This is a genomic window from Rhodococcus sp. GXMU-t2271, from assembly GCF_041414735.1.
In the GTDB taxonomy this organism is placed as follows: domain Bacteria; phylum Actinomycetota; class Actinomycetes; order Mycobacteriales; family Mycobacteriaceae; genus Rhodococcus; species Rhodococcus indonesiensis.
Genome location: NZ_JAUIZP010000085.1, coordinates 1 through 12,708, shown reverse-complemented (window position 1 = coordinate 12,708; position 12,708 = coordinate 1). Strand labels below are relative to the sequence as shown.

Annotated in this window: 1 protein-coding gene; it reads right to left on the bottom strand. The window is 71.3% G+C overall.

Annotated elements, in window-relative coordinates; genetic code table 11:
- Positions 1–12,708: amino acid adenylation domain-containing protein (locus QYS60_RS25600; RefSeq protein WP_371384639.1), on the bottom strand; the 12,708-nt coding region annotated here is incomplete at both ends.

Sequence of the window (12,708 nt, the reverse complement as noted above, 5' to 3'; positions counted from 1 at the left end):
CCGGACACGGTCAGTCCCGGCAACTCGAGACTGGTCGTCGCGAGGTTCTGGAAGGACAGGCCCACCTGGAACAGCGGATGCCGCGCCGTCGACCGTTCCGGATTGAGCACCTCCACCAGGCGCTCGAACGGCACGTCGGCGTGCGCGAAGGCCTGCAGGTCCCGCTCCCGCGCCTGGTCGAGCAGGTCCGCGAAGGACTCACCGGACTCGACCCGGGTACGGAAGACCAGCGTGTTGACGAACATGCCGATCAGATCGTCGAGTTCACGCTGACCGCGGCCCGCGATCGGCGTACCGATCGCGATGTCCTCGGTGCCCGACAGCCGCGCAAGCAGCACCGCGAACGCGGCATGCACGGCCATGAACAACGTCGCGCCCCGGGCCCGGGCCAGCTCGACCAGTTGCCGGTGCAGGTCGGCGTCGATCGTGAAGTCGATCTTCCCGCCCGCGAACGACTGCACGGCCGGTCGCGGCCGGTCGGTCGGCAGATCCAGCTGGTCCGGCAGATCCGCCAGTGCCTGCTTCCAGTACGTCACCTGCTTCGCAGCCACCGATGCCGGGTCGTTCTCGTCGCCGAGCACCCGTCGCTGCCACAGGGCGTAGTCGGCGAACTGCACGGGCAGCGGCATCCAGTCCGGAGCGTTGCCGGTGGAGCGGGCCACGTACGCCGTCACCAGATCGCGGGTGAGCGGCCCCATCGAGGAACCGTCCGCCGAGATGTGGTGCACGACGAACGCGACGATCGTCTCGTCCTCGCCGACAGTGAACAACCGCACCCGGATCGGAGCCTCCGACGTCACGTCGAAGCCCGTGTAGGCCAGCTCGCGGATCCGGTCGGCCACCTCGTCCCAGCTGGTGGCCACCGGCGTCAGATCCGGGACCACCGCCGTCACCGGCAGCACGACCTGGACCGCGCCGTCGTCCGTCTCCGGGTACGCCGTGCGCAGCACCTCGTGCCGCTCGAACACGTCCCGGATCGCATCCTGCAATGCGGCGACGTTCAACCGGCCCGACAGCCGCAGCGCGACCGGCAGGTTGTAGGCCGCCGACTCCGGATCGAAGCGGTTGAGGAACCACATGCGCTGCTGCGCGAGCGAGAGCGGTACCCGCTCCGGCCGCGGCCCGGCCACCAGCGGCACCGCGCCGCCGGATCCGGCGTGCTGCTCGACGTGCGCCGCGAGCGCCTCGACCGTGGAGGCGTCGAACAGCACCCGCACCGGCACTCGCGAATCCAGCGCCGCACCCAGACGCGCCACCAGCTGGGTGGCGATCAGGGAGTTGCCGCCGAGCGCGAAGAAGTCGTCGTCGAGACCGACCCGTTCGACGCCCAGGACCTCGGCGAAGATGCCCGCGACGATCTCCTCGATCGGGGTGGTCGGTGCCCGGAACTCCCGTGCGGCGAACGTCGGCGCCGGCAGCGCCTTGCGATCGAGCTTGCCCGAGGTGTTCAGCGGGAACTCCGCGAGCACCACGATCGCCGCCGGCACCATGTACGACGGCAGCGTCCGCGTCACGAACTCGATCACCGCGCCGGCATCCACCTCGTGGCCCGGCGCGGGAACCACGTACCCCGCGAGCTGGTCGCCGGTGGGGGTCGGTACGACCAGCACCGCGGCCTGGTTCACCGACTCGTGCGCCAGCAACGCCGTCTCGATCTCGCCGAGCTCGATGCGCTGACCACGGAACTTGACCTGGAAGTCGGTGCGGCCGATGTACTCGAGTTCCCCGGCCTCGTTCCACGTGACCAGGTCACCGGTGCGGTACATCCGCTCCCCCGGCGCGCCGAACGGGTTCGCGACGAACCTGTCGGAGGTCAGGTCCGGGCGACGGACGTAGCCGCGTGCCAGCTGCACGCCCGCCAGATACAGCTCACCCGGGACACCGACCGGAACCGGCCGCAGCCGGCCGTCGAGGACCAGCACCCGCACGTTCCACTCCGGGACGCCGATCGGCACGACGTCGACCGGTCCGTCGGCCGGTGCCTGCCAGAACGTCGCAGACACCGCCGCTTCGGTCGGGCCGTAGAGGTTGTCGATCCCGGCGGTACTGATACGCCGCACGCCCTCGATCGTCTCGGGCGGCAGGGCCTCGCCGATCACGAAGACGTGGCGCAGCGTGGTGCACGACTCGCGGTCGACGTGGGCGGCGAACACCGTGAGCATCGACGGCACGAAGTCGGTGATCGTCACCTTCTCGCGGGCGATGACCTCCGCCACGTACACCGGGTCACGATGCCCGTCGGGTGTCGCCACGACCAGCTTCGCCCCCACGCTCAGCGGCATGAAGAAGCCCCACAGCGACACGTCGAACGTCGTGGCCGTCTTCTGCAGGTAGACGTCCTGCGCCGTCATCTCGAACTCGTCGAGCATCCACGCCGTCTGGTTGACGATGGCGCGGTGGGTGACGGCGACGCCCTTGGGCCGGCCGGTCGAGCCGGAGGTGAAGATGGCGTAGGCCGTGTTGTCCGGGCGCAGCGGCGCGCGCCGGTCCCGGTCGGTGACGGGCGCAGCCGAAATCGCCGACATGTCCAGCTCGTCGACGAGTACGGCGTCGACGGCGAGTCCGTCCGGGACGGTGAACTCGTCGCGCGCGGTCGTGACGATGCACACCGGATCGGCCGTGTCGAGGATGTGCCGGACGCGGTCGACCGGGTGATCCGGATCGATCGGCACCCACGCGCCGCCGGCCTCGACGATCGCGTACATGCCCACCAGCAGGTCGAACGACCGCCGGATCGCCAGGCCCACCAGGGACTCCGGCCCCACGCCCTGCGAGATCAGGTGCCGGGCGAGCCGATTGACGCGGGCGCCGAACTCGGCGTACGTCAGCTCGGCACCCTCGTAGGCCAGTGCCACCGCATCCGGGGTGCGGCGGACCTGCGCCTCGAACCGGGACAGCAACAACTCGGTGCCGTCGAGAGCATGGTCCGAGTCGTTCCACCCGTGCAGAATCTGCTCGAGTTCGGCCGGGTCGAGCAGCTCGACGTCGCCGACCGGCAGCGCCGGCTGCCCGGCGATCGTCTCGAGGACGCGCACGAACCGCGACAGCAGCGTCTCGACCTGCTGGGCGTCGAACAGCCTGCGCTGGTAGCGCAGGTCGAGTTCCATGCCGGATCCGACGTGGACGAACAGGCTCAGCGGGTAGTGGGTGGCGTCGTTCGTGCCGACGCCGGTGACCGACATGCCGTCGATCGACGCTGCCTGTTCGGCGAGTCCCTTCTCGTCGAGCGGGTAGGACTCGAACACCGTGAGGGTGTCGAACGCGACGGCCGGTCCGGCGACCCGCTGGATCTCGGTGAGTCCCAGGTGATGATGCTCGAGCAGCTCTGCCTGTTCCCGCTGGAGACGCTGCAGGAACCGCTCGATCGGCTCCTGCGGGTCGAACGTCACCCGCACCGGCAGGGTGTTGATGAACAGGCCCACCATCGATTCCACGCCGGGCAGATCCGCCGGCCGGCCCGACACGGTGGCGCCGAATACGACGTCGTCGCGTCCGGTCGACCGGCCGAGCAGTACGCCCCAGGCCGCCTGGACGAGGGTGTTGACGGTGACACCGAGCCGGGCTGCGGCCGAGGCGATCTCGGCCGTGCGGTCGTCGTCGAGCAGCAGCCGTACGCGGTCGGCGCCCTCCGCACCGGGGTGCCGGTCCGTCGCCGGCGCGAGCAGCGTCGGCTCCTCGAACCCGTCGAGGACCCGGGCCCACGTCGCGCGGGAAGTGTCGAGGTCACGCTCGGCGACCCACGCCAGGAACGACCGGTAGGAGCGGGCTCGCGGCAACGGCGCCGCGTCCCCGCGGGTGGCGTACAGCATCATCATGTCCTGCATCAGCAGCGGCATCGACCAGCCGTCGACGAGGATGTGATGCACGGTCACGCCGAGCTGGTAGCGGCCCTCTCCGAGGGACGCGAGGACGAACCGGATCAGTGGCGCCTCGTCCATCGCGAACCGTCGCGCCTGCTCCTCCCGCCAGAACGGCACCGTCGCGCGGACACCCTCGGCGGCGACGAGCTGCGAGAGGTCGGCCTCGCGCCACGGCACCCGCACATCCGACAGCACCACCTGCACCGCGGCACCGGCGGCGTCGTTGACGAAGACCGTCCGCAGGTTCGGGTACCGGTCGAGCAGCGCCTGCGCGGCGGTGCGCAGCCGTTGCGGATCGACCACACCGTCGAGGTCGAGCACGGCCTGGATCGTGTAGACGTCCACGCTGGTTTCGTCCATGAGGGCGTGGAAGAGCAGGCCCGACTGCAGCGGCGACAGCGGCCATACGTCGGCCGCGGACGGGAAGCGCGCCTCCCACGCCTCGAGGTCCTGCTGCGTCACCGACACGAGCGGCACGTCGGACGGGGTCAGGCCGCCGGCGCCGGGCTCGTTCGCGTACCGCGCCAGCGCCGCGAGCGCGTCCACCCAGTACGCGGCGAGGGACTCGATGTCCTCCGGATCGAGAAGCCCTGTCGGGAAGGCGAACCCGGCGGCGAGCCGAGGTCCGTCCGCACCGTCGGACACGATCGCGTTGATGTCGACGACGGCGTTGGCAGGCATGTCCGCGTCGAGGGCGGCGTCGACTCCACCGAGCGCGTCCGTGGGAACCCAGCCGATCGCGGCGAGTTCCTCGGGCACGTCCGCCGCCGACACCCGGCCGAGGTAGTTGAAGCTCACCTGCGGCTGGGTGGGGTACGCGGCCAGGACCTGCGAACCGACCGGGTCGAGGTGGCGCAGCAGGCCGTAGCCCATGCCCTTGTCCGGAATCGCCAGGAGCTGTTCCTTGACGGCCTTGACCGCGGATCCCATGGCACTCCCGCCGGCGAAGGCGTCGTCCACGTCGATTCCGGTCAGGTCCACCCGCACGGGATGCGCGCTGGTGAACCAGCCGACGGTGCGCGACAGGTCCGCACCCGGCACGACCGTTTCCTCGCGGCCGTGGCCCTCGAACTTCAGCAGTGCGGACGTCGCGTCGATGCCGCGGTCGCGTCGCCACCGGGTCAGGGCCAGGCCGAGAGCGGCGATGAGCCCGTCGTTGACGCTGCCGTGGAACAGCGCGGGCACCGAGGTCAGCAGGGCGTCGGTGTCGGCCGCGGGGACGGTCACCTCCAGCCGTTGCACGGTCGAGGCGACGTCGACCGCCGGGTCGAACGCACGAGCGCCGAGCAGCGGATCAGGCCCGTCGAGCACCGACCGCCACAGCTCGAGCTCCGCCCGGCGTTCGGGCGCGCGCGCCGCGTCCACCAGACCGTGGGCCCAGCGGCGCAGCGAGGTGCCCACCGCCGGCAACGTGACGTCCTGTCCCGCGGCCACCTGGCCCCACGCGACGGCGAGGTCGGGCAGCAGGATCCGCCACGAGACGCCGTCGACCACGAGGTGGTGCGCGACGACGAGCAGCACGCCGGGGCGGTCGCCGGGGCGGTCGCCGGGTCCGAAGTCGAACCACACGAACCGCAGAACGCGTCCCTCGGTGGGCGCGAGCCGGTCCAGCGCAGCGTCGAGCTCACGCGACGCGACCGCGGTGAGCGCGGCGTCGTCGATGTCGGCGGGCACCTCGACGCGGGTGACGAGTTCGTCGGCGTCGACCGTGCCGGCGGCCCGTACCCGCAGCACGGGGGCGCCGTCGGCGTCGTGCTCGAGGATCGACCGCAGCGCGTCGTGGTGGTCGACGACGGCGCCGACGGTGCGCACCAGCACGTCCCGGTCGAGGTCCTTCGGCAACGTCACCGCCACCGACTGGGAGAAGCGGTCGAAGCCGCCGCCCCAGCCGAGCACCTCACGCATGATCGGAGTGAGCGGGACCTCCCCGACGCCGCCGCCGGGCAGCTCCTGCAGACCGCCGGGGCCCTCCCCCGCGGTGGTGCGGGTCGCGACCTCGGCCAGTCCGGCGACGGATCGCCGCTCGAACACGTCCCGCGGGGTGAACACGACACCGCGGGCCTTGGCGCGCGAGACCAGCTGGATCGACACGATGCTGTCGCCGCCGAGCGCGAAGAACGACTCGTCGACGCCGACCCGGTCGAGGCGCAGCACCTCGGCGAACACCTCGGCGATGGTCTCCTCGAGATCATTGCTCGCGGAACGTATTTCGCGTTCCTCGAGCTCCGGTTCGGGCAGCGCGTGGCGATCGAGCTTGCCGACCGGGGTCAGCGGGATCTTGTCGAGCACCACGATCGCGGACGGCACCATGTGCGCCGGCAGCGAGCGGCCGACGAACTCGGTCAGCGCGGCGGTGTCGACCGTCGCGCCTGCCTTCGGCAGCACGTAGGAGACGAGCACGGTGCCGCCGGACGGCGTCGTGCGGCCCAGCGTGGCCGCGAAGTCCACACTCTCGTGGGACGTCAGCGCGGAGTCGATCTCGCCGAGCTCGATGCGGAATCCCCGCACCTTGACCTGGAAGTCGCTGCGCCCGACGAACTCGAGCTCGAGGCGGTCGTCGGCCGTGACACGCCAGCGCACCATGTCGCCGGTGCGGTACATCCGCGCACCGTCCGCCGCGAACGGATCGGCGACGAACCGCTCCGAGGTGAGCACCGGACGCCGGTGGTAGCCGCGGGCGAGGGCGGCACCCGACAGGTACAGCTCACCTGCAACGCCCACGGGGACGGGACGCAGCCGGGAATCGAGGACGAGGGCGGTCGTGCCGCGCACGGGCCCGCCGATCGTGATCGGATCTCCCGGCAGGACGTGCGCATAGGTCGAGATGACCGTCGCCTCGGTGGGACCGTAGCCGTTGAGCAGGGTGCGGCCGGGCGCCCACCGGTTCACCAGCTCGGGCGGCAGGGCCTCGCCACCGACGACGACCACCTCGAGGCTGTCGAGGCCGTCGGGGTCGACGGTGCCGATCACCGCGGGGGTGATGATGGTGTGCGTGGGGCGTTCCGTGCGGAACAGGTCCGCGAGGTCGGGGCCGCCGATGATCGTCGACGGCACGACGACCAGCGTGGCGCCCTGGGAGAACGCCGCGATCCACTCCATCACCGACGGATCGAAGCTCGGCGACATGATGTGCAGGAACCGCGATCGGGACGTCAGGCCGTAGAGGTCGAGGATCGTGTCCAGCAGGCCGCCGAGGCCGGTGTGGGTGACCACGACGCCCTTGGGCCGGCCCGTCGACCCCGACGTGTAGATCAGGTAGGCGGGGTGCTGCGGGCGCAGCGGCCGGACGCGATCGGCGTCGGTGATCGGGGCCGCCGAACGGGCCGCGACGTCCGCTGCGAGGCCGGGATCGTCGACGACCAGCCACTCCGCGTCGTCGGGCAGACCGGCCCGGTGAGCGGTTCCCGTGATCCCCAGGGCGGCACGGGAATCGGAGAGCATGTAGCGCACGCGCTCCGGCGGGTACGAGGGGTCGACCGGCACGTGTGCGGCACCGGCCTTGGCCACCGCCCACACCGCCCGGACCATGTCGTAGGAGCGCGGGAACGCCACGGCCACGATGTTCTCGGGGCCGACGCCGCGCTCGATCAGCAGCCGCGCGAGCCGGGACGAGTCCTCGTCGAGCTCGCGGTAGGTGATCGAGCGTCCCTCGTACCGCACGGCGGTCGCGTCCGAGTCGAGGGACGCGCCGGCCGTGAGGAGGTCGGCGAGGGTTCCGCCGCTGACGACGTCGGTGCCGCGCACGTGGGTCAACCGCTCGAGTTCGTGCGGCTCGAGCAGCGGCAGGTCACCGACGGGCAGTGCCGGGTCGGCGACGGCCGCGTCGAGGAGGTGGGCGAAGCGAGCGGCGAACCCTTCGACGGTGTCGGCGTCGAACAGGGACCGCGCGTAGGTGAACTCGGCGGAGATCCCGTCCGGTCCGCCGTCCGCCGCGGTGTGCTCGCGCAGGGTCAGCGCGAGGTCGAACTTGGCGCTGTCGACGTCGAACGGGACCGTGGACACGCTCAGTTCGGGCAGCTCGAGGCCGGTCTCGGGGAGGTTCTCGAACGACATGGCGACCTGGAACAGCGGGTGCCGGGCCGTGGACCGCTCGGGGTTGAGGATCTCGACGAGCCGTTCGAACGGAAGGTCCGCGTGGGCGAACGCCTCGAGATCGCTCTCGCGGATGCGCCCGAGATGCTCGGCGAATCCGGCGTCGGCGTCGATGTGGCTGCGCAGCACCAGGGTGTTGACGAACATGCCGACCATCTCGTCGAGTTCGGCCTCACCGCGGCCGGCGATCGGCGTGCCGATCGCGATGTCGTCGGCGGCGGCCATGCGCGCCAGGAACACCGCCAGGGCGGTGTGCATGACCATGAACAGCGTCGTACCGCTGCGCCGGGCGAGGTCGGCAGCCTGTCGGTGGGTGCCCGCGTCGATGCGGAACTCGATCTTGCCGCCCTCGAAGGCCTGCACCGAGGGTCGCGGCCGGTCGGTGGGCAGGTTCAGCTCGTCGGGCAGCCCGGCGAGCGTCCGCTTCCAGTAGTCGGCCTGGGCGGAGACGAGGCTGTCCGGATCGTCCTCCGATCCCAGCACCTGACGCTGCCACAGCGCGAAGTCCGCGTACTGCACCGGCAGCGGCGCCCGGTTCGGTTCGTGGCCGGCCGCGCGCGCGACGTAGGCGATCATCACATCGCGCGTCAACGGTGCCATGGACCAGCCGTCGGCGCTGATGTGGTGCGCGACGAACACCAGCACATGGTCGTCGTCGGCGACCCGGAAGAGCCGGGCCCGCAAGGGGATCTCGTCGGTGACGTCGAAGCCCGCGGAGACCACCTCGACGACCCGGGCGACGAGGTCGTCCTCGGACACCGGTTCGGGTGCGAGGTCGGGGGCCGCCTCGGCGACCGGCAGGACCACCTGGTAGGCGTGGCCGTCGGACTCCGGGTAGACGGTGCGCAGCACCTCGTGCCGGGCAACGACGTCGCGCACCGCGGCCCGCATGGCGTCCACGTCGAGTGTTCCGGTCAGCCGGACGGCGACCGGGATGTTGTTGGCCGCCGACTCGGTGTCGAACCGGTTGAGGAACCACATGCGCTGCTGGGCCAGCGACAGCGGAATCCGGTCCGGCCGCGGCTGCGGCACCAGCGGCGGACGCCCGCCGCCGCCGGCGTGCTGCTCGACCGCGACGGCGAGAGCCCCGACCGTGGTCGCCTCGAAGACGGCCCGGACCGGAATCTTCGCGTCGAGCGCGGCGCCGATGCGGGAGACGACCTGGGTGGCGAGCAGGGAGTTGCCGCCGAGTTCGAAGAAGTCGTCGTCGACACCGATCCGGGTGAGGCCGAGCACGTCGGCGAACACGCCGGCGACGATCTCCTCGACCGGGGTGCTCGGGGCGCGGAACTCCCGCGCCTCGAACACCGGCTCGGGCAGTGCCCGGCGATCGAGCTTGCCGTTGACGTTCAGCGGCAGCGCCTCGAGCACCACGAACGCCGCCGGCACCATGTACGACGGCAATGCCCCGGCGAGGCCGGATTTCACGCGCGCGATGTCGAGCAGCGCGCCCGGCTCCGGAACCAGGTACGCCACGAGCTGCGTGCCCGTCCGATCGTCGTCCCGGGCGAGGACCGCGACGTCGCGCACCTCGTCGGCACCGCGCAGCGCGGCCTCGATCTCGCCGAGCTCGATCCGGAATCCGCGCACCTTGACCTGGAAGTCGCTGCGGCCGAGGTACTCCAGACGTCCGGCAGCGTCCCATCGGACGAGGTCGCCGGTGCGGTAGAGCCGTTCGCCGTCCCCGAACGGCGAGGCGACGAACCGCTCCGCCGTCAGATCCGCCCGGCCGTGGTAGCCGCGTGCCAGCTGCGCACCGGCGAGATACAGCTCGCCGGACACCCCGACCGGCACCGGGTGCAGGCGCCCGTCGAGCACGTAGACCCGCGAGTTCCATTCCGGCACACCGATCGGGACTGAGGCCCCGGAGACGTCGGCCACGTCGCCCGCGGTGATCGACACCGCGGCCTCGGTCGGGCCGTAGAGATTGACCAGCTGCGCGGTGTTGTGCTGCAGGAACCGCTGCGCCGTCGCCGCCGGCAGCGCCTCACCGATCGCGAGCACCCGGCGCAGAGACCTGGGCAGCACCCCGTCGGAGTCGACGAGCAGCGCTTCGAGCATCGACGGCACCACGTGCAGGGTGGTGACCGCCTGCTCGGCCATCAGGGTGTTCAGATACCCGGGATCGCGGTGCCCGTCCGGTGTGGCGATCACCAGGCGGCCACCGGAGACCAGCGCCGACCAGAACTCCCACACCGACAGGTCGAACGTCGCCGCGGTCTTGAGCAGCGCCGCGTCCTGGGACCCGAGGCCGAAGTGCTCGCGCTTCCACAGCAACTGGTTCACGATCGCCGCGTGCGGCACCGCCACACCCTTCGGCCGGCCCGTCGAACCCGAGGTGAAGATCACGTACGCGGTGTTCGACGCCCGCAGGGGCGCCCGCCGCTCGGCGTCGGTGACCGGATCACCGGCATGGGGCGACAGGTCGGCCGTGTCGATCGCCAGGTGCGGGACAGAGCTGTCCCCCGGCAGCTCGAACGCGTCCCGCTCGGTGGTCAGTACCACCACCGGCGCCGCGGCGTCGAGGATGTATCCGGTTCGCTCGGCCGGCTGGTCCGGGTCGAGCGGCACATAGACGCCACCGGCCTTGGTGACGGCATACATGCCGACGAGCAGCTCGATCGACCGGCGCATCGCCAGGGCGACCGTAGATTCGGGACCGACTCCGACCGAGATCAGGTGCCGGGCGAGCCGGTTGACGCGGGCATCGAACTCGCCGTAGGTGAGCGTCTCGCCCGCGAAGAACAGGGCGGGGGCGTCCGGGGTGCGTTGCACCTGCGCGTCGAACAGGTCGGCCAGCGTGGCCGACGTGTCGACGGTGTGATCGGTGTCGTTCCAGCCCTCGAGTACCCGCAGCCGCTCGGTGTCGTCGAGCAGCGGCACGTCGCCCACCGGGAGCGACGGGTCCGCCACCACGGACTCGAGCAACCGCAGGAAGCGCCGGGCGAAGCCGGCCACCGTCGACTCGTCGAACAGGTCCGTGGCGTAGGTGAAGAAGCCGGTCACACCGGCCGCGGCACCGTCCTCCGCGTGCCGGTCGGTGACGATCAGATGCAGATCGAACTGCGAGATCTCCATGTCCGCATCGACGTTCGCGATGGTCAGACCGGGCAGCTCGAGGCGGGACTGAGCGACGTTCTGGAACGACAGGCCCACCTGGAACAAGGGGTGCCGCGCGGTCGAGCGGACGGGGTTGAGCACCTCCACGAGCCGCTCGAACGGCACGTCGGCATTGGCGAATGCGCCCAGGTCGGCCTCGCGTGCCTGCGCCAGCAGTTCCTCGAACGCCGCGTCCGGGCGAACCCGGGTGCGGAAGACCAGGGTGTTGACGAACATGCCGATGAGGTCGTCCAGCGCCCGCTCGTCACGGCCCGCGATGGGCGTGCCGATCGCGATGTCGTCGGTGTCGGACATCCGTGCGAGGAACACCGCGAGGGCGGTGTGCATCACCATGAACAGCGTCGTGTTGCTGCGACGGGCGAGCTCGATCAGCCGCGCGTGCAGGTCGGGGTCGACGGCGAACCCGGTCCGGGCGCCGGCGAAGGACTGCACGGCCGGGCGCGGCCGGTCGGTGGGCAGGTCCAGCTGGTCGGGCAGACCGGCCAGGGCGTCCTTCCAGTACGCCACCTGCTTCGCCGCGATCGACTCGGGATCGTCTTCGGAACCGAGGACCTCCCGCTGCCACAGCGCATAGTCCGCGTACTGCACCGGCAGCGGCGCCCACGCCGGGAACTCGCCCTGCGAGCGGGCGATATAGGCCTGCATCAGGTCCCGGGTGAGCGGACCCGCCGACGAACCGTCGGCCGAGATGTGGTGGACGACCAGCGCGAGCACGTGGTCGTTCCCGTCCAGCCGGAACAGTCGCAACCGCAACGGCACCTCGGTGGTGACGTCGAAGGTGGTGGCACCGAGCTCGTGGACGGCTGTCAGGATCTCGTGCTCGGCCACCGGGACCGGGGTGAGGTCCTGTTCGGCCTGGGCGGCAGGCACGACGACCTGGATCGGGCCGTCCGCCGTCTCGGGGTAGTAGGTGCGCAGGATCTCGTGCCGGGCGACGAGGTCGCCCACCGCCGCCTGCAGCGCCGCGACGTCGAGCGTCCCGGTCAGCCGGATCGCCATCGGCACGTTGTACGCGGCGGTGTCCGTGTCGAACCGGTTGAGGAACCACATGCGCTGCTGGGCGAGCGAGAGGGGGATCCGCTCGGGACGCGGCCGCGCCTCGAGCGGACGTCGAGCGTCGGCACTCTGATGCTGGACGGACACCGCGAGGGCTTCGACCGTCGGCGACTCGAACAGCGCACGAATCGGCACCCGGACATCGAGGGCGGCACCGAGCCGGGACGCGACCTGGGTGGCGAGCAGAGAGTTGCCGCCGAGTTCGAAGAAGTCGTCGTCGAGGCCCACCCGCTCGAGGTCGAGGACCTCGGCGAACACCCGTGCCACGGCCTCCACCGAGACGGTGGTCGGGGCCCGGCCCGCCCGCGCCCCGAACACCGGCGCCGGCAGCGCCTTGCGGTCGAGCTTGCCGTTGACGTTCAGCGGCAGCGCCTCGAGCACCACGAACGCCGCCGGCACCATGTACGACGGCAGCTGCTGCGCCAGGGCCGACTTCAGCTGCGCAGCATCAACTTCCGCACCGCCAGCCGGAACGACGTAGGCCACGAGCTGCGCGCCGCCGCGGTCGTCGTCGCGCGCGATCACCGCCACGTCCCGCACGTCGTCGAGACCGCGCAGGGCGGCCTCGATCTCGCCGAGC